This is a genomic window from Micromonospora pattaloongensis (assembly GCF_900107255.1).
Classification (GTDB): Bacteria; Actinomycetota; Actinomycetes; order Mycobacteriales; family Micromonosporaceae; genus Micromonospora_I; species Micromonospora_I pattaloongensis.
This window is the reverse complement of the sequence record NZ_FNPH01000003.1, coordinates 255,212-273,971: the sequence shown is the minus strand read 5'-3', so window position 1 is coordinate 273,971 and position 18,760 is coordinate 255,212. Positions and strand designations below refer to the sequence as shown.

Sequence of the window (18,760 nt, the reverse complement as noted above, 5' to 3'; positions counted from 1 at the left end):
CTGCCGCGCTACGGGCCGATGTTCGGGCCGGACGTGACGTTCCTCGGGGTCGAACGCTGCGCCCTCGGCGAACCCGCGACGTACGCCGACGCGGACGTGGTCATCGTCGGCGCCCCCTTCGACGGCGGCACCTCGCACCGACCCGGCACCCGCTTCGGTCCGTCGGCGATCCGCCAGGCGTGCTACCTGCCGCACGACGGGTCCCGCCCCTCGTTGGCGCTGCGGGTCGACGCGCTGCAGGATCTCACCGTCTACGACGCCGGCGACGTCGAGATGTTCGCCGGCGACATCGAGGGCTCGCTGACGGCGCTGGAGGAGGCGGTGCACGCGGTCACCGCCGCGGGCGCGATCCCGATCGTGCTCGGCGGCGACCACACCATCGCGCTGCCGGACGCCACCGGGGCCGCCCGGCACCTCGGCTTCGGTCGGGTGTCGCTGGTGCACTTCGACGCGCACGCCGACACCGGTGACGTGGAGTTCGGCTCGCTGTACGGGCACGGACAGCCGATGCGGCGGCTGATCGAGTCCGGCGCGGTGCGCGGCGACCGCTTCCTGCAGATCGGGCTGCGCGGCTACTGGCCGGGTCCGGAGACGCTCTCCTGGATGGCCGGGCAGCGGATGCGGTCGTACGAGATGACCGAGATCGTGGCGCGCGGCCTGGACGCCTGCCTGACCGAGGCGTTCGACATCGCGACCGACGAGTGCGACGGGGTCTTCCTCTCGGTCGACGTCGACGTGGTCGACCCCGGCATGGCGCCGGGCACCGGCACTCCGGAGCCGGGCGGGCTGACCGCGCGACAGCTGCTCGACGCGGTGCGGCGCTGCTGCTACGAGCTGCCGGTGGTCGGCGTGGACGTCGTCGAGGTCTCCCCGCCGTACGACCACGCCGAGATCACCGCGTACCTGGGTAACCGCGTGGTGCTGGAGGCCCTCAGCGGCATCGCGCGCCGTCGCCGCGACGCCGCCGAGGGCACCCGCTGGGACCCCGCCCAGCCCCTCCTCGACGGCCGCTGAGACCCCCCGAGACGGGGTCAGTCCAGCGCCGCCAGTTCGGACGGGGTGAGGACGCGGGAGCGGATCAGGAAACGCACCCCCTCTGGCGCTTCCAGCGAGAAGCCGCTGCCGCGGCCGGGCACCACGTCCACGGTCAGGTGGGTGTGGCGCCAGCGTTCGAACTGCGACGCCGACATCCAGAACCCGACCGGCTCCGCGACCCCCTCGACCTCCAGGGAGGCCAGCAGCACGTCCGAGCCTCCGGTCCGGAACTCGCCGGCCGGGTAGCACATCGGCGCGCTGCCGTCGCAGCAGCCGCCCGACTGGTGGAACATCAGCGGGCCGTGACGGCCCCGCAGCGACCGGATCAGCTCGGCCGCCGCGGGGGTCACGTCGACCCGGGAGACGGCCATCAGAAGAAGCCGAGCTTCTTGGGGGAGTAGCTGACCAGCAGGTTCTTGGTCTGCTGGTAGTGCTCCAGCATCATCTTGTGGTTCTCCCGGCCGATGCCGGACTGCTTGTACCCGCCGAACGCGGCGTGTGCCGGGTAGGCGTGGTAGCAGTTCGTCCAGACCCGCCCGGCCTGGATGGCCCGGCCGGCGCGGTATGCGGTGTTCATGTCGCGGGTCCAGACCCCGGCGCCGAGGCCGTACAGGGTGTCGTTGGCGATCTTGACGGCGTCCGCGAAGTCCGCGAACGAGGTGACCGAGACGACGGGGCCGAAGATCTCCTCCTGGAAGATCCGCATCGAGTTGTCGCCCTCGAAGACGGTCGGCTGCACGTAGTAGCCCCCGGAGAGCTCGCCGCCCAGGTCGGCCCGCTCGCCACCGATCCGGACTTTCGCCCCCTCCTGGCGGCCGATCTCCAGATAGGACAGGATCTTCTCCAGTTGGTCGTTCGACGCCTGCGCCCCGACCATCGTGTCGGTGTCCAGCGGATGCCCCTGCCTGATCGCCGCCACCCGCTCGGTCGCCGCCGCCAGGAAGTCGTCGTAGTGGCTCTGCTGGACCAGCGCCCGCGACGGGCACGTGCAGACCTCGCCCTGGTTGAGGGCGAACATCGCGAAGCCCTCGAGCGCCTTGTCGTAGAAGTCGTCACGGTCGGCGCTGACGTCGGCGAAGAAGATGTTCGGGCTCTTGCCGCCCAGCTCCAGCGTCACCGGCTTGATGTTCTCGCTGGCGTACTGCATGATCAGTCGCCCGGTGGTGGTCTCGCCGGTGAACGCCACCTTCGCCACCCGCGGGCTGCTCGCCAGCGGCTTGCCCGCCTCCACGCCGAAGCCGTTGACGATGTTGACCACGCCCGGCGGCAGCAGGTCGGCCATCAGGCTCATCCAGACGTGGATGGAGGCCGGCGTCTGCTCCGCCGGCTTGAGCACCACGGCGTTGCCGGCGGCGAGCGCCGGGGCGAGCTTCCAGGTCGCCATCAGCAGCGGGAAGTTCCACGGGATGATCTGGCCGACCACGCCGAGCGGCTCGTGGAAGTGGTACGCGACCGTGTCGTCGTCGATCTCGCCGAGCGAGCCCTCCTGGGCACGGATCGCGCCGGCGAAGTAGCGGAAGTGGTCGATGGCCAGTGGGATGTCCGCGGCGAGCGTCTCCCGGACCGGCTTGCCGTTCTCCCAGGTCTCCGCGACAGCGAGCAGTTCGAGGTTCTCCTCCATCCGGTCGGCGATCCGGTTGAGGATGGTGGCGCGCTCGGCGACCGAGGTCCGGCCCCAGGCGTCGGCGGCGCCGTGCGCCGCGTCCAGCGCCCGCTCGACGTCCTCCGCGGTGCCCCGGGCGACCTCGGTGAAGGGCTGGCCGGTGACGGGGGTCGGGTTCGCGAAGTACTCGCCGCGGACCGGCTTGACGTATTCGCCGCCGATCCAGTGGTCGTAGCGGGACTCGTACGAGGTGGGCGGGTCGTACCGGGTCATGGGTTGCCTCCCGACGTGGTGCGGTGATGCCGGGAGGCTAGTGACGGCGACGTTGCAACCACGTTGCGTCGGGCGGCATCCCGTACTCGGCGGCCAGCTGGCGGGCCCGGTGCAGCGCGAGCGGCCGGCGCGGCGAGCCCGGCGGCAACGCCCCCGCCAGCGCCTCCCACAGCTGCAGGTCGTCGCGCCCCCACGGCGACCGCGCCGCGGCGTCCAACAGCGCCGGGTCGCGGCTGGCCAGGACCGCCGCGCGCAGCTGGCCGTCGACCAGCCGGCGCAGTCGCGTCACTCCCGGCGCGTCCGAGGCCGGCAGCAGCGGACCGGGGTACGCCGCCAGCGCGGCCGCCACGCGACCCTGTTCCAGCAGCCGGGTCACGGCGTGGAAGTCGGCGTCGAGCGGCACGCGCAGCCGGTACGGCCGGGAGTCCAGCAGCGCGGGTCCGAGCAGCCGCCGCAACCGGGACAGCTCGGCCCGCAGCGTGACCGGGTGCAGCAGCTCGTCGCCGTAGAGGTCGAGGCCGAGCTGCTCGCCGGTGCGTCCCTCGGGGTGGCAGAGCAGCAGCACCAGCAGCTCGCTGTGCCGGCGCCCGAGCCGCAGCCGCCGCCCGCCGACGATCAGCGTCGCCTCGTCGCGACCGAGCGCGGCGACGGTGGGGGTCTCCGGAGTCGCCGTGGCCGACAGATTGGCCAGATAGGACTCCGCGGCCCGGGCGGTCGCCTGCACCAGCGCGAGGCTGTGCGGGTTGGCGAGGTGGTCGCCGCCGGTCACGTCGATCGCGCCGAGCAGTCGCCCGGTCGTCGGGTCGTGGATCGGGGCGGCGGCGCAGGTCCAGCGCTGCACCGGCCGGCTGAAGTGCTCGGTGGCGAAGATCTGGACGGAGTGGTCGACCGCGAGCGCGGTGCCGGGCGCGTTGGTCCCGGCGTGCGGCTCGTCCCAGCGCGCGCCGGGCACGAAGTTCATCCGCTCCGCCCTGCGCAGCACCGCGGCGTGCCCCTCGACCCAGAGCAGCCGGCCGTGCGCGTCACAGACCGCCATCAGGTGTTCGCCGTCGTCGGCGATCCCGCCGAGCAGTTCGCGGAAGAGCGGCAGCGCCCGGGCCAGCGGGTGTCGCGCCCGGTGGTCCGCCAGGGCGTCATCGCTCAGGTCGATCGGCGCGGTCGTGTCGGGGTCGACCAGCGCGCCGGCCGATCGCCGCCAGGAGTCGGCGACCACGTCGCGGACCTGCGCGGGCATCCGACCGGCGGCGACGAACACGTCATGGGCGCGCCCGACCTGGCCGATCCGCTCGACCGGGTCGGCGCCGACCTGCAGCGCGAGCCAGGGGTTGGACATGGGCGATGTCCTCGGCCTCGGAGAAGGGGAGAGGTCCCATCGTGACCCAGATCACTCTCGATCGCCAACGATCGTCAGCCCCGTGCGACCGTGGGATGCGCGCGCGTCTGGGCCCGCGGCGCACCCCACGGTCACGTCCTCACGCGCCCGCGAACGCGGCGTCCAGAATGTCCAGGCCGCGGGTCAGGGTCGACTCGTCGATCACCAGCGGGGGCAGGAAACGCAGCACGTTGCCGTACGTGCCGCAGGTGAGGGTGAGCAGGCCGGCCCGGTGGCAGGCCGCGGAGACGGCCGCGGTGGCCAACGGGTCCGGGGTGAACCCGTCCGGCTGGACCAGCTCCACGGCGAGCATCGCGCCGCGCCCGCGTACCTCCGCGATCCGCGGGTCGCGGGCCGCGACCTGCCGCAGCCGGGCGGTCATCACCGACTCGATCCGCCGGGCCGCCGCGCAGAGCTCCTCCTCGCGCATCGTCTCGATCGCGGCCAGCGCGGCCGCGCACGCCAGCGGATTGCCGCCGTACGTGCCGCCCAGGCCCCCGACGTGTACCGCGTCCATCACGTCGGCGCGGCCGGTCACCGCCGCCAGCGGCAGCCCGCCGGCGATCCCCTTGGCCAGCGTCACCAGGTCCGGCTCGACGTCCTCGTGCTGGCACGCGAACCAGTCGCCGGTCCGGCAGAAGCCGGTCTGGATCTCGTCGGCGATCAGGAGCGCCCCGGCCGCCGTCGCCCACTCGCGCAACGCGGGCAGGAACCCCTCGGCGGGTACGACGAAGCCGCCCTCGCCCTGGATCGGCTCGATCAGCACCGCTGCGACGTTCTCCGCGCCGACCTGCTTCTCGATCACGTCGATCGCGCGCGCGGCCGCGGCCGGCCCGGTCAGCCCGCCGTCCCGCAGCGGATACGACATCGGCACCCGGTAGACCTCGCCCGCGAACGGCCCGAAGCGGTGCTTGTACGGCATGTTCTTCGCGGTCAGCGCCATCGTCAGGTTCGTCCGGCCGTGGTAGGCGTGGTCGAAGACGACCACCGCGGGCCGCCCGGTGGCGTGCCGGGCGATCTTGACCGCGTTCTCCACCGCCTCCGCGCCGGAGTTGAACAGCGCCGAGCGCTTGTCGAAGCCGCCCGGGGTGAGCCCGTTGAGCTCCTCGCAGACGGCGACGTACGACTCGTACGGCGCGACCATGAAGCTGGTGTGGGTGAAGCGCTCCACCTGCTCCTTGACCGCCGCGACCACCCGCGGCGCCGAATTGCCGACGTTGGTGACCGCGATGCCGGCGGCGAAGTCGATCCACTCCCGACCGTCGACGTCGACGAGGGTGCCGCCGCCGCCGCGCTCGACGTAGCACGGGATCACGCTGCCGACCCCGCGCGCGACGGCGGCCTGCCGCCGCTTGTGCAGCTCCTCCGAGATCGACACGGTCACACCTCGATCGCGTGCATGACGTGCTTGACCCGCGTGTAGTCCTCCAGGCTGTACATGGAGAGGTCCTTGCCGTGCCCGGAGTGCTTGAAGCCGCCGTGCGGCATCTCCGACACGAACGGGATGTGGGTGTTGACCCAGACGCAGCCGAAGTCCAGGCGGCGGGTCATCCGCATCGCCCGACCGTGGTCCTTCGTCCAGACCGAGGCGGACAGGCCGTACTGGACGCCGTTGGCCCAGCGCACGGCCGCATCCTCGTCGTCGAAGCGCTGCACCGTGATGACCGGGCCGAAGACCTCGTCCTGGATGATCTCGTCCTGCTGCCGCACGCCCGAGACCACCGTCGGCGCGTAGAAGTAGCCGCGGTCGCCGACCCGCGCCCCACCGGCGTGCACGGCGGCGTGGTCGGGGAGGCGCTCGACGAAGCCGCTGACCCGGGCGAGCTGGTTGGCGTTGTTGAGCGGGCCGTAGAGCACGTCCGCGTCGTCCGGCGCGCCGGTCCTGGTGTTGCGGGCCTGCTCCGCCAGCGCGGCGACGAAGTCGTCGTAGACGCCGGGGCCGGCCAGCACGCGGGTGGCCGCGGTGCAGTCCTGGCCGGCGTTGAAGTAGCCGCCGACCGCGATCGCCTCCGCCGCCGCGGCGATGTCGGCGTCGTCGAAGACCAGGACCGGTGCCTTTCCGCCCAGCTCGAGATGCGTCCGCTTCAGGTCGGGGGCGGCGGCCGCGGCCACCTCCATGCCCGCCCGGGTCGAGCCGGTGATCGACACGAGCTGCGGGGTCGGGTGCGAGACGAGGGTGCGGCCGGTGTCGCGGTCGCCGCAGACGACGTTGAGCACGCCCGGCGGCAGGAACTCGGCCGCGATCTCGGCGAGCAGCAGCGTCGACACCGGCGTGGTGTCCGACGGCTTGAGCACCACGGTGTTGCCCGCCGCGAGGGCCGGCGCGATCTTCCAGACCGCCATCATCAGCGGGTAGTTCCACGGGGTGACCTGGGCGCAGACCCCGATCGGCTCGCGGCGCACGTAGGAGGTGTGCCCGGCCATGTACTCGCCGGCCGACTTGCCCTCCAGCAGCCGCGCCGCGCCAGCGAAGAACCGGAACTGGTCCACGGCCGGCGGCAGCTCCTCCTCGGCGGTGAGCTGCCGCGGCTTACCCGTGTTGCGTACCTCCGCGTCCACCAGCTCCGCGGCGCGCGCCTCGACCGCGTCGGCCAGCTTCAGCAGCGCCTTCTGCCGCTCCGCCGGAGTCGCGTCGCGCCAGCTCTCGAAGGCGGCCGAGGCGGCCGTCATCGCGGCGTCGATGTCGGCGGCGCCGGAGATCGGGGCCTGCGCGAACACCTCGCCGGTGCACGGATCGATCAGGTCGCTGTACGCCCCGTCCACCGGGTCGACGTACGCCCCGTTGATGAAGTTGCGCAGCACGTGCTTGTCGCTCATGTCGGGTCTCCCGCAGGGTGGCCTAGGTCGAGGTTTGCGGAGGTAATCGCAGCCCTCCGGCCATCTTCGCGACTGAATTCGCGGCAGACAAGGGCACAAGCGACTGTTTTCGTGACGCGCGGCGGCCCATTCCGGCCCGGGGTCCATTAGGCTGCCCCCGTGGAGCCTGCCCCGTTCTTCGTCGCCGGCCGCCCGGCCAGCAGCGACGACACCGTGACCGTGCGGCACCCGTACGACGGGCGGGTCGTCGGCCGCACCAGCACCGCCACCGCCGACCAGGTCGAGGCCGCGGTCACCGCCGCCGTCGCGGTCGCCGGCCGGGCTGCCGCGCTGCCCGCGCACGCCCGCGCGGCGGCGCTGGACCATGTGTCGCGGCGCCTCGCCGAGCGCGCCGACGAGGTCGCCCGGCTGATCACCGCGGAGAACGGCAAGCCGATCAAGTGGGCGCGCGCCGAGGTCGGACGGGCCGTCTCCACGTTCCGGTGGGCGGCGGAGGAGGCGCGGCGCTTCTCGGGCGAGCTGCAGCGCCTGGACACGGACCCGGCCGCGACCGGGCGGCTGGCCCTGGTGCGCCGGGCGCCGCGCGGGCCCGTGCTCGGCATCGCGCCCTTCAACTTCCCGCTCAACCTGGTCGCCCACAAGGTCGCCCCCGCGCTCGCGGTCGGCGCGCCGATCGTGGTCAAGCCCGCGCCGGCGACCCCGCTCTCCGCGCTGCTGCTCGGCGAACTCCTCGCCGAGACCGAGCTGCCGGCCGGGATGTTCTCCGTGCTGCCGCTGCCCAACGACCGGACCGCCGCGCTGGTGCGCGACCCCCGGCTACCGGTCGTGTCGTTCACCGGCTCCGGGCCGGTCGGCGCCGACATCCGCCGGGCCGTGCCCGACAAGCACGTCACGCTCGAACTCGGCGGCAACGCCGCCGCCGTGATCTGCGAGGACTGGAACGGCGACGAGGACCTGACCTGGGCCGCGCAGCGCATCGCGACCTTCTCCAACTACCAGGCGGGACAGAGCTGCATCGCGGTGCAGCGGGTCTACGTGCACGAATGGCTCTACGACGCGTTCCTGCCGCGGCTCGTCGCCGCCGTCGGGGCGCTGCGGCAGGGCGATCCGAGTGACGAGGCGACCGACGTCGGTCCGCTGATCAGTGAGGACGCGGCGCGGCGGGTGGAGGTGTGGGTCGACGAGGCGATGGCCGCCGGGGCGACGCAGGTCGTGGGCGGCCGGCGCGAGGGCGCCTGCTACCCGCCGACCGTCCTCACCGGGGTGCCGGCCGGCGCGAAGGTCACCGCCGAGGAGATCTTCGGCCCGGTGCTCGTCGTCGAACAGGTCGCCAGCGACGCCGCCGCGTTCGACGCGGTGAACGACTCGGCGTACGGGCTGCAGGCGGGCGTGTTCACGCACCGGCTGGACACCGCGTTCGCGGCGCACCGCACGCTGCAGGTCGGCGGGGTGATCGTCGGGGACGTCCCGTCGTACCGGGCCGACCAGATGCCGTACGGCGGGGTGAAGGGCAGCGGCGTCGGTCGCGAGGGCGTCCGCAGCGCCATGGACGACTACACCGAACCTCGCGTGATGGTGCTGACCGGTCTGGAGCTGTGACTACCAGGTCCCGTCGTTGCCGACCCGCGGCACGGCGTGGCCGAGGAGCAGGTTCGTCAGGGCCTGGTCGATGGTCGCGCCGAGGAACCATTCGCCGGCCTGGTCGAGGGCGAAGACGCGGCCGTGCTCGTCGACGGCGAGGATGCTGTCGTCCTCCTCGGTGCCGAGGGGGAAGAGTCGGGCGCCGAGCACGGCGGCGAAGTCGGCAAGGGTGTCCGCGGTGTGCGCCGCGGCGCTCGGGCTGACCCGGAACGGCCGGATCCACACCTGCTCACCGGGCCCCTGTCGGTGGCTGACCAGGCCGGGGAAGGCGGTGAGTGTCTGCTCGGCCGCCGGAAAGGGCTCGTGTCGGTGGGCGAGACCCGCGACGCCGGTCACCTCGGCGATCTGGTATCTGGCAACCACCCCGTCCCCGAAATCCGGCCACCAACCCGCTTCCACCAGGGCGTGCGCGACCTGCGGCGGGAAGCGGTGGGGGTCGGGCGGGACCTGCGGCGAAAAGCGGGGGGGACCGGGCGCGGTCTGCGGCGGCGGCCGATGTTCCTCGGTCCAGGCGAGCTCCGGCCAGTCCAGCACCGCGAAGTGGACCAGCGCGATGATGCAGGACTCGCAGGCGTGCTTCGCCGGCCCGCCGACGGGATCGCCGGGCTCACGTACCCGGAAGACCTCCAGCTGCGCTCCGGCGAGCAGCTCGCGGGCGGTGTCGAGGGTGAGCGGTGGTTGGCCTGCCGCCGTCCGGCGCTGGTCGTGTTCGTGCAGCACGTCGGAGAGCACGATCAGCTCCGCGTGCCGTTCGCCCCCGCGGACGAGGTGCCCGGCCGGCAACTGCGCGAGATACTCCCGCACCAGCCGGTGGTGCCGCAGCTCCTGCTCGCCCTTGGCGCCGTGCGCGCGATGCACCCGGCCCTGCAGCGTCAGATGGGCGGCGATGCCGGGGGTGGGCAGCCGGGTGGTGTTGCGGCGCAGTTCGACGGCGGGGTCGGCGGTGAGTGGCACCGGCGGCCGCCGGGCGCGGTGGTCGCGGTACATCTGCTGGACGACCTGGGCGGGCACCGAGGGCCAGAAGCTGAGCTCGCCGGTCTCCCGGTCGATGACGGTGCGGAGCTCCTCTCCGGGGACGGGCGGCACGTTCGGCGGGGGAGTCGACCACACGACGTAACCGAGCTCGAACTCATCGAGGTGGGGCGTGTACTCCTGCCCGGAACGCAGCGAATCCCGATGTGCCCACACGGCGGCGATCCGCTCGGCCTCGTCGCGCAAGATCATGAATGTCGCCTTCCCTGACCGCGGTCGTGCCCCATGCGGTGCCGAAACTACCGGACACCGGAGTGTGATGACGGCCGGTATGGTCTGGCGGTACCGACGGGTCGATAGTCGCCAGTGACCGCACGCACTGGCCACAGCAGACGGGGGAGACGCCGGTGGCCCAGACCGCGGACCGGGACGCCAACCGCGCGCTGCGGGCGCGCTTCGACGAGGTCTTCGGACAGTACGAGCGGCTGCGCTCCGGGTTGGACGACCTGCAGCAGCGGCTGGCGCGGCTGCGCGTGACCGCGGAGTCCGAGGACCGCCACGTCAAGGCGACGGTCGGGCCGCGCGGTCAACTCATCAAGCTGGAGTTGGACCCGCGCATCTACCGGGACCACAACGTCGAGGCGCTGGCTGCGAAGATCACGTCGACGGTGCAGCAGGCGACGGAGCGGGCCACCAGCGACGTCCAGGAGTTGGTCCGGGGTTATCTGCCGCCCGGTTCCGGCGCCGCGGACTACCTGAGGGACGGCAACTTCGGCTCGCTGCTGCGACGCAGCGACGCGGCCCTGCGCGAGGAGGCGGAACGCGATGAGTGACGACCTGCTGTGGCTCGACCCGGCGCAGGCGCACCGCGGCGGCGTCGACCTGGCGTACGCCGGTAGGGCGATCACTGCGGCGCGGGACGGGCTGGGCGCCCGGATCGCGGCGGCCAGCGCGGATCCGCCGTGGGGCAGGGACGACATCGGGGCGGCGTTCGAGAAGACGTACCGCCAGTTCGAGACGCTGATCCTCGGCTCGTGGCGGAGCGTCGGCGGCTACGTGGAGGGACTCGGCGCCAACGTCGTGCAGTCGGTCAGGGCGAACGTGGAGACCGACGCGGCCGCGGCGCAGCGGGTGCGCGACACCGCGATCTGACCCTGCCGTCCAGCCGCGTCGTAACCGGGGAGGCGTTACCGCGTGACCGTCCTGCCGAGTCCGATCCCGCATCCACTCGACTACTCGCCCTGGGACCTTCCCGGGTGGGTCTACGAGGGCCTGGAGTGGGTCATCGGGGTGGAGTGGCCCGAGGGGAACGAGAAAGAGGTCTGGGATCTCGCGGACCAGTGGTTCTCGGTGGCGTCCGTGCTGGCCGGGCCGCGCGACGATGCCTTCGCCGCGGCGGGCGAGGTGTTGAGCGGGTACGGCAACACGGGTGCGGTCGGGGCGGCGTTCGACGCGGCGTGGCGCAAGGTCGCCGAGGGTGACGAGGCCGCGCTGCTCCTGCTGCTGACCGTCAGCCACGACCTCGGCCAGCTCGTCCAGGAGACCGGCTGCGACATCGAGGCCGCCAAGATCGAGGTGTGGATCCAGGTCGGCATCCTCGTCGTGGAGTTGCTCGCGCTGGCCGTCGCGGTCGCGCTCACCGCCGGTGCGGCGTCTCCGGCCGCCGCGCCCGTCCTGGCCGCGACGCGCACCATCATCCAGCAGATCTTCCGCCGGCTGATCGGTCAGCTCGCGAAGAAGACGCTGCGCAAGGGCGTGAAGGAGGCGGCGGAGAAGGCCGCGAAACAGGTCAGCGAGCGCGGGCTGAAGTCGTTCGCCAGGAAGGCCGGCATCGAAGGGCTCAAGGAGGCGGGCGAAGAGGTCAGCATCGACCTCGGTACGCAGATCTACCAGAACACCACGGGCCGGCGGGACGGCATCGACGTCGGTTCGGTGGGCATGTCCGCGCTCGGCGGTTTCGCCGGCGGCGCGGGCGCCTCGTTGGCCGGACTCGGTGGACACGCGACGACCCGTGCGGGGCGCGTCGGCGAGCACCTCGGCCGGGAGATGGGCGCCGAGGTGCTGGGGGAGAGCGCGGCCAGCCTCGCCACCGGAGGCGGGCTGCCGGGCTTCGAGGACCTGGCGCGCGCGGCGACCTCCGGCGCGAGCAGCTCCGGGATCAACCAGTCGACGAACGCGCTCAACGCCCGCGTCAACGCGCAGCTCTCCGGGCTGTCCAACGCCCCGTCGCCGCCGGCGAACTTCTCCGCTCCCGTCGACCTCTCCGGCCCGCCACCGGGCATCGAGGCTTCGCCGGTCGCGACGACCACCTCCGGGCCGTCCATGTCCGGTGCCCCCTACTCGGCGCCGTCGGTTTCCTCTTCCGGCCCGGCCCCGGTGGCGACCCCGACGTACGCCGGGCCGTCCCATTCCGGCGGTTCGGACGTGAGCCTCGCCGGCACCGTGACGGCGGATCCCGTCTCCACCGCCGCCGCACCGGCCCTTGGCGGCGGCTCGGTCGCGGCCCCGAGCGGCGGCGCAGCGGTGCAGACGGGGGCTTCGGCGGGCAGCCCGTCCGTGGCGGTCAGCGCGTCGAACCCGGTCGCGACCCCGGTGAGCACCGCGCCGATGACGGGTTCGGCTCCGCCGGTGACCGCGGCTCCACCAACCACCGGTGTGTCGGCCGGCACGTCTCTCGCCGCCGCCGCGGCGCCCGCGCTCCCGGCGACGACCTCCACGTCCGTGTCGGCCGGCGTTTCACCGTCGACTGTGGCCGCTCCGTCGACGCCGGCGCCGACGCCGGCCGTTCCGTCGACGCCGGCGCCGACGCCGGCCGTTCCGTCGACGCCGCCGCCGACGCCGGCCGTTCCGTCGACGCCGGTCGCGTCGTCGTCCACGCTGTCGCCGTCGACGAATCCGGCACCGTCGACGTCCCCCGCGACGTCGCCGACGCCGGCCGTCTCCACATCGGCCGTCACCGCGACATCCCCGGCCGCGTCGGCCTCCGCAGTGACGTCGACGACGCCCGCAACCAACGGCCGGTCGCCGGCCGTCGACACCCCGCCATCGACCGGGGGCACCGCGACACCGGCTCCGCACGGCGGCGGGCACCCGCCGCGTCAACCCGGCGACGGCTCGGGCGTCACGCCGGCCGACCGCAACAACAATGTGGCGCCCGTCGTCGCTCCGCCGCCCACCCGGCCCCCACAACAGCCGCCCGTCGACGACGGCCTCGAACGGCGTGGTTACCGCGGGTACGCGCAACACGCGCGCGCCACGTACGAGCAGAACCGCCGAGACAAGCTCGCGGCCGAGCTTCGCGCGGAAGCTGTTAAGGCGCGCGCGCAGGCCAGCGCCCACGGGGCCGAAGCCCTCCGGCTGAACCGTGCCGGCGACAAAGCGCAGGCGCAGCAGTTCTACGACGCGGCTATCGCCTGGGACGACTGGGCGCACCAACGGTCCCTCCAGGCGGAGGCCGTGCTGGCGGGCACACAGGCACCGGAACAGGTGCTCATCGACAACGACGCCGACTTCCAGCGCATCAACGACGACGTCGGCACTCTCGCGCCGGGCGCGGTCGGCACCGGCACCGTCTCCGCGCTCACCGGCACCGATCACCCGCCGTCGGTCGACAGCACCCGCCCGTACGGGCAACGCGGCGGACTGCGCCCGCCGCTGGCGCTGCACCAGGCGGACCTGGAGCGCGCGATGCCGCGCGACGCGGACGGCAACGTCATCCGCACCGCCGACCCGCGCCAGGGGAACTGGTTCGGGCTGGCCAACGACGGCGGCCCCGCCATGGACCCGACGCGCGGGATCAACTGCCTGGACTGCTCGCTGTCGCTCTACGAGACCTGGGTGCACGGCCGACCGCGCGTCTCGGCGCCGCGCACGTTCGACGGGTACGCGCTGGGCGATGTGAATCGACCACTCGGTGGCGAAGACGACGGGCCCGGACGCGTCGAGGACGTCACGGGTGGCCGGTTCCAGCAGCTCTCGCCGAACGTCCGCCACCTGGACCCGGCGGTGGCGCAGCAGACCGTCTACCAGGGGTACACCGCGCTGCACAACCAGTTGTTGACGGGCGGACACGGCTCGTACGCGTTCATCGTGAACCAGTGGGAGGGCGGCAGCGCACACGCCTGGGTGGCGATGAACCAGAACGGCACCATCCTCTACGTCGACCCGCAGGTCGGCGTCATCGGTGAGAACGACCCGCCCCACAAGCACTGGGGCGTGGCCTCCGACAGCAACGTGGTGTCGATCGACGCGCTCGTGCTGGATGGCAACGGCAATCCGATGCCGCTGAACGGATACCCGCAGGGGACGTACAGCGCGCGCCCGCCGGTCACGGGGGAGACCGCCGCTCCGCCCGCACCGCCGGTGAACGTCGGCCCCGTCACCGCGGACGCACCGCTGAACCGGATCTCGCCCGGACCCGTCACCACGGCCTCCGATCACGGCCTGCACGTCAACCGGCTGTATCTGCTCGACAGCCCCACGACGGCGACGACACCTGCGGCTCCCGCCGGTGGACCGCCGCCGGGCGACGTGAGCCCTGCCACCGCCGCTGACTCGGCGTCGACACCGAGCGGTCCGATGCAGTCCCCAATGCAAGACGGTGACGCGGCGCAGGCTGGGGAGCTCGACCCGCGGGCCGCAGAGCAGCAGATCCTGGAAGAATTGCGGTCCGATCACCGAGCGGCGCTCGAAGGGGCGGTCGCGGAAGCGCGGATCGTGGCGGACGCGGTGCTGCAGGACCTGTCCGGGGCGGTGGAGACGATCCCGGCGGGCCCGGACGATGAGCGTCCGACGCTGGTAGACACCGAGTACCGCACCAAGGAGTTGTCGTCCCTCGCCCGTAAGTTCGCTGAGCAGCACGAGGCGGTCGGTATTGAGCCGGACCTCTTCCTAGCCCAGGCAAACGACCTGGTGCGCTTCTCGGTCCAGACGCCAGAGGTGGGGTACAGCGCAACGCTTCAGGCAGTCTTGGATGGCCTGTCGGCGCAGGGCTACCGGCTAGAGGACGTGAAGAACTTCTGGCGGGACGGCAACCGATACAACGGCGTCAACGTGACGATGCGAACGCCGGGCGGTCACCTCATGGAGGTTCAGTTCCCAACCGAGGCATCCCGCCTACTCGGCAAACGGACGCACAAGTTGTATGAGGTCGTGCGGCTCGAAACGGCTACGCCGACCGCGAGGGTCGAGGCATTTCTGGACATCCTGCGGTTGAATAAGGAGACGGCCGTCGCGGAACGCATGCCCGACGACTTGGGTGGGCTGCCGGATGCAAAGGACACGTCCTTCGAGAAGTGGACACGGCAGGCGCCACACGTGTGGCATGCGTATCACCAATCACTGGCCGCGGAAGACCGTACGTTCGCTGACATAGTTGACGCCCGCGGACTTACCATTGACGACTTCCCGCGTGGAGAAAGGCTCGGTTTAGGGGATGACGTCGGACGAGTTCGGCTATCACGCGTTGTCGCAGACGGAAGGGGGCCCGCCCTCGGGGCTGATCGCCATGCGAGTGTGGATGGGTCCGTTGCAAGCAGTGATTTGGAGCGTGCCGAAGCGGGCTTGGATGTACAACCCGAAGATCGCGGCTCCCTGGATCTTCGACGACCAGTACGCGGACCGGCAGACGCCGGTGACCCGCGAGGAAGCGGAGCGGATCGCCCAGGAGTGGCTCGGGACCGAGCTGCCGGGCGAGGAGGAACTGTTCCGGATGTGCCTGGAAGGCGCAGGCTCCCAGGCATAGAAGAGGCGCCCCACGACACGTCGCGTGACCAGTTGCCTGCGGACTCGCGTCCAGCAGCGGGTCGGACACCGTCGCTGTCTCGTGAGGCCGTGAGCCCCGACCGCCGTGAGCACGTGGCCCCGTCATCTGCAATCGAGGAAAGCCCTGGGGCTCGTGGGGATGATTCTGCTGCGTTGCCCGGCGGGTCGGGATCAGCGGGCGATGCCACGTCGCTTGCAAGAGTCGCCGAAGCGCAACGCGTGCTCGAGCACCTTGCGCGTACCGAACTGTCGGAGATTCGGCCGCTGCCCGTCCTCGGCACGCCGGATCTACCCGTGCGTCGCGCGGACGACGGCCTGATCGATGACGTGCTGATAGATGGCGACTGGGTTCCGATTAAGGATTACCTCGGACGGGTGCTGGCCGAGCGGGTTGAGTTGTGGCTCGAATACGCAAAGGATGGGAATTTTCCGCAGATCAGACGTCAGACCGTTCAGCCGTGCGTGTCTGTTGCGGTGGACCGTCTCACCGGGCGGATCACTGAGGGACACAATCGTCTCGGCATCGAGGAAACACAGCTGCACCCACTTGTGCGTGCGCGCCTTGACGCTTACCGCGCGGAGTGCGTCGCGCAGGGTGTCACGTACGAGTGGGGAACGCCCTACCGACATCGCTCGACTCCTGGTCGGCATTCGGAGGTTTACTCGGTCAGTGAGCTGCTCTGGGTCCGGGAGGCAGAGGGCCTGCCGGTCGACGCGTCGGCGCTGAAGGAGTTGCGAATCGACAACTATTTTCCATGGATACGTGGTGGACTGGCAGCTCCGTGCTGTGCCAACTGCACGGGTATTATTTTCGATGTCCCCTGTAATGCCGGGAAGTTTCCAGGGGGCCCCGACGGCGACAAGTGGGAAGAGTAATCGATGAGACTAGGCATGGACGATGTCGAGTGGGACGAGAATCTCTGCGCACTCGCGGACGGCAGGCCTTTCACGGGGGAGCTGGTCGAGTACTTCGCAGATGGGACAGTTTCCGGAACGCAGGAATACCGACATGGGTTCCAGGACGGCATCGAGCGGCAGTATCATCCCAACGGCTCACTCAGTCAGGAAGGCCAGTGGGCGCAGGGCAGGGAAACCGGCGTCCATCGTTACTGGTATCCGGGCGGGCAGTTGAAGGAGCAGCGGGAGTTCGCAGACGACGGCCGCGTTCATCGCATCCTTCGCTGGGCAGAGGATGGCTCGCTCATCGAGCGGTAGCTGTTTCGGAACCTCCCAGTGAAACTGGGAGGTGAGGTCGACACCCGCGCTGGGAGTGCTGCGAGCGAGCTGATGATGACCCGCAGGGCCGCTTCACGGACGACTGAGACCAACTCCTTGGAGAGGTAGAGGTTGATGTCGCGGCGCACCGGTCACCCGCGGAGCCCGCATCGTCAGGCGGCACGTCTCTCGCCTCGTCGTCGCTCTCGGCGACGATGTCTATGCCCGTGGCGGCCCGCGTTTCCGCGTGGATCTCTCCCTCGACAAATCCGGCACCGCCGCGAGACCTCAAAGCTCTGGCAAGGGAAGGGAGCGTCACTTGGCGGTGGGTGAACGTGCGATCGGCAACAGAGTTGTAGGCGAGGATCTGGCGAGTGAGCGATGTGACTGGGATTAACCTCCCTGTCTTTTTTGAGTACTACACGTTCCCCGTGAAGATGGTTCGAACGGCGAGTGGCGGCCTAGCTGCATGGCGTTTGTCGGGAAGGACCGGCGGGTGGGAGGCGGTCAATCATTTAGCCGACAAGATCTTGTTTGCGCGCGGGGGTGAGGTCGACGTCATTTCGCGAGAAGAATTCGTACAGCTCGTCGAGAGAAACCGCGCCGAAGTGCTTAAAGGTGAAGGTTCGGTCTACGCGCTGTATGAGACGATGAAGTCGATCATGGACGTGGCGGATGCGGAAGATCGTGCATTGACGGCGGCGGAGCGCGCGCTCATCGAGGGCCTGGCACGCAAAACTTTTGTGATGTTCGAGGAGAAGTTGCGGCAGGACGGTGACCCGGCTGCCGACGCATCGCTTGCGGAGTGACCATGCGTAGCTCGGGTTTCCAGCCCGAGTTCGAGAGTGACGCCGGGCGGGGAGTCGGACGCCGACCGGGATGGCGCCGTGGGGCTCGTGACGATAGCCACGTGAGGATCGAGGCCGACTGGCCGACCACGGTCGCCGAGGCGCGGCAATCCAGGATCGTGCCGCTGGTCGACCTGGCCGGGCCCGGCCCCACGGCGCCCGAGACGATCGCCCGTCTCGATGTCGGCGGGAAAGGTTGGGGTTGGGACGTGGCCCTGGAGGAGTTCAGCTATCACGTGGTGTTCCAACTGCGGGCGACGGAACCGTCGGGCATGATCGCGGTTCGGGGCTGGAGCGGGGCACTTCACGCGGTGATCTGGGACGTGCCGGACCGGGCGTGGGGGTTCAATCCGACGCTCGCGGCCCCGTGGATCTTCGACGACCAGTACGCCGACCGGCAGAGGCTGGTGAGCCGTCAGGACGCGGAGCGGATCGCGCGGGAACGCCTCGGGACGGAGTTGCCGAGCGAGCAGGAGTTGCTCCGGATGTGCCTTGCGGACGGGCAGGGGCTCAACGGAACCTGACTGCCGCGAGTCGCCTCCCAATTCAGCGCCCGCGGGCCCGCCGCCGACTCCAGATCACTCGCCCGGCGACCTGGCCCGTGATCCACGATGAGCTTCATCCCCTAGTGCGGGAGAGGGCCGACGCCTATTGCTGTGGCAGCGGGAAACAGCTCGGCTATCGGTCGGTCCTGGTTCCTTTGCAGAAGGCGTATCGACAATCATTTCCCCTGGTGGAAAAGGGTGTGGGTAAGCCGGCCCCGTGCTGCGCCAATTACACGGGTACCATTCCGGACGTGCCGTGTAACGCCGGGAACTTCCCCACGTTCCCACCGGATCCCGAACGGCGTTTGGACGAGTGACATGCGTATCGAGTTCGACGATCTCGGGTGGGATGACGCTCAGCGCGCAGTGACGGCGGACGGACCGGTGACCGGAGAGGTCGCGGAGCACGACGGCAACGGCAAGACGGTCGCCCTGATCAGCTACCAGGGCGGTTTCAAGCACGGTCGAGAGCAGCGGTACTTCCCGGACGGGACGCTGCGGTACCAGGGCGAATGGACGCACGGCCGCGGTGTGGGGGTGCACCAGGCGTGGTACGCCTCCGGACAGCTGAAAGAGGAGCGGCACTATTCCGAAACGGGCAGGCTGATCCAGGTGCGCCGGTGGGCGGAGGACGGCACCGCGATCGGCCGTCAGCGGCCCAGGCCGTCACCATAAA

General features: G+C 71.0%; 15 protein-coding genes. 9 read left to right on the top strand and 6 right to left on the bottom strand.

Annotation, left to right across the window (positions count from 1 at the left end; all coding sequences use genetic code 11):
* Complete coding sequence (gene speB / locus BLW47_RS10685) at positions 1 to 1,014, top strand: agmatinase (protein WP_091555762.1); 1,014 nt, start codon at positions 1 to 3, stop codon at positions 1,012 to 1,014.
* Between the two features lie 17 nt (positions 1,015 to 1,031).
* Here speB and BLW47_RS10680 read toward each other — a convergent pair whose 3' ends face one another.
* The 5 genes from BLW47_RS10680 to BLW47_RS10660 form a co-directional block, all read right to left on the bottom strand.
* Positions 1,032 to 1,406 (bottom strand): DUF779 domain-containing protein, encoded by a 375-nt coding sequence (locus tag BLW47_RS10680; RefSeq protein WP_091555093.1) that lies wholly within the window; start codon positions 1,404 to 1,406, stop codon positions 1,032 to 1,034.
* Positions 1,406 to 2,911, bottom strand: a complete 1,506-nt coding sequence (gene adh / locus BLW47_RS10675; RefSeq protein ID WP_091555090.1) for an aldehyde dehydrogenase — start codon at positions 2,909 to 2,911, stop codon at positions 1,406 to 1,408. Before adh ends, BLW47_RS10680 begins: the two co-directional genes overlap by 1 nt.
* Positions 2,912 to 2,948: 37 nt before the next feature.
* On the bottom strand, positions 2,949 to 4,244 hold the full coding sequence (locus BLW47_RS10670) for a GAF domain-containing protein (RefSeq protein ID WP_091555087.1): 1,296 nt from the start codon (positions 4,242 to 4,244) through the stop codon (positions 2,949 to 2,951).
* A gap of 139 nt (positions 4,245 to 4,383) precedes the next feature.
* On the bottom strand, positions 4,384 to 5,661 hold the full coding sequence (gene gabT / locus BLW47_RS10665) for a 4-aminobutyrate--2-oxoglutarate transaminase (RefSeq protein ID WP_091555760.1): 1,278 nt from the start codon (positions 5,659 to 5,661) through the stop codon (positions 4,384 to 4,386).
* A gap of 2 nt (positions 5,662 to 5,663) precedes the next feature.
* Positions 5,664 to 7,100, bottom strand: coding sequence for a gamma-aminobutyraldehyde dehydrogenase (locus BLW47_RS10660; protein ID WP_091555084.1), 1,437 nt, complete (start codon positions 7,098 to 7,100; stop codon positions 5,664 to 5,666).
* A 159-nt stretch (positions 7,101 to 7,259) separates the two neighbouring features.
* Here BLW47_RS10660 and BLW47_RS10655 point away from each other — a divergent pair, with 159 nt between their 5' ends.
* On the top strand, positions 7,260 to 8,699 hold the full coding sequence (locus BLW47_RS10655; protein ID WP_091555081.1) for an aldehyde dehydrogenase family protein: 1,440 nt from the start codon (positions 7,260 to 7,262) through the stop codon (positions 8,697 to 8,699).
* Here BLW47_RS10655 and BLW47_RS10650 read toward each other — a convergent pair whose 3' ends face one another.
* Positions 8,700 to 9,965, bottom strand: a complete 1,266-nt coding sequence (locus tag BLW47_RS10650) for an SUKH-3 domain-containing protein (protein ID WP_091555079.1) — start codon at positions 9,963 to 9,965, stop codon at positions 8,700 to 8,702.
* A 155-nt stretch (positions 9,966 to 10,120) separates the two neighbouring features.
* Between BLW47_RS10650 and BLW47_RS10645 the strand changes: the two genes are divergently transcribed.
* The 7 genes from BLW47_RS10645 to BLW47_RS10600 all read left to right on the top strand — a co-directional run bounded on the left by BLW47_RS10645 (position 10,121) and on the right by BLW47_RS10600 (position 18,759).
* Complete coding sequence (locus BLW47_RS10645; RefSeq protein ID WP_091555076.1) at positions 10,121 to 10,546, top strand: YbaB/EbfC family nucleoid-associated protein; 426 nt, start codon at positions 10,121 to 10,123, stop codon at positions 10,544 to 10,546.
* Positions 10,539 to 10,865 carry a hypothetical protein gene (locus BLW47_RS10640; protein ID WP_091555074.1) on the top strand — a complete coding sequence of 109 codons (327 nt, stop codon included), beginning with the start codon at positions 10,539 to 10,541 and terminating at the stop codon, positions 10,863 to 10,865. Before BLW47_RS10645 ends, BLW47_RS10640 begins: the two co-directional genes overlap by 8 nt.
* A 42-nt stretch (positions 10,866 to 10,907) precedes the next feature.
* Positions 10,908 to 16,352 (top strand): WXG100-like domain-containing protein, encoded by a 5,445-nt coding sequence (locus tag BLW47_RS24675; protein ID WP_139307241.1) that lies wholly within the window; start codon positions 10,908 to 10,910, stop codon positions 16,350 to 16,352.
* A gap of 15 nt (positions 16,353 to 16,367) precedes the next feature.
* A complete protein-coding gene (locus tag BLW47_RS10615) occupies positions 16,368 to 16,691 on the top strand; it encodes a toxin-antitoxin system YwqK family antitoxin (RefSeq protein ID WP_175543589.1) in 324 nt (107 codons plus the stop codon).
* Between the two features lie 374 nt (positions 16,692 to 17,065).
* Positions 17,066 to 17,500, top strand: a complete 435-nt coding sequence (locus BLW47_RS10610) for a hypothetical protein (RefSeq protein WP_091555060.1) — start codon at positions 17,066 to 17,068, stop codon at positions 17,498 to 17,500.
* 101 nt (positions 17,501 to 17,601) lie between these two features.
* Positions 17,602 to 18,063, top strand: coding sequence for a hypothetical protein (locus tag BLW47_RS10605; RefSeq protein WP_091555058.1), 462 nt, complete (start codon positions 17,602 to 17,604; stop codon positions 18,061 to 18,063).
* A 405-nt stretch (positions 18,064 to 18,468) separates the two neighbouring features.
* Positions 18,469 to 18,759 carry a toxin-antitoxin system YwqK family antitoxin gene (locus BLW47_RS10600; protein ID WP_175543588.1) on the top strand — a complete coding sequence of 97 codons (291 nt, stop codon included), beginning with the start codon at positions 18,469 to 18,471 and terminating at the stop codon, positions 18,757 to 18,759.
* Position 18,760: the final 1 nt, after the last annotated feature.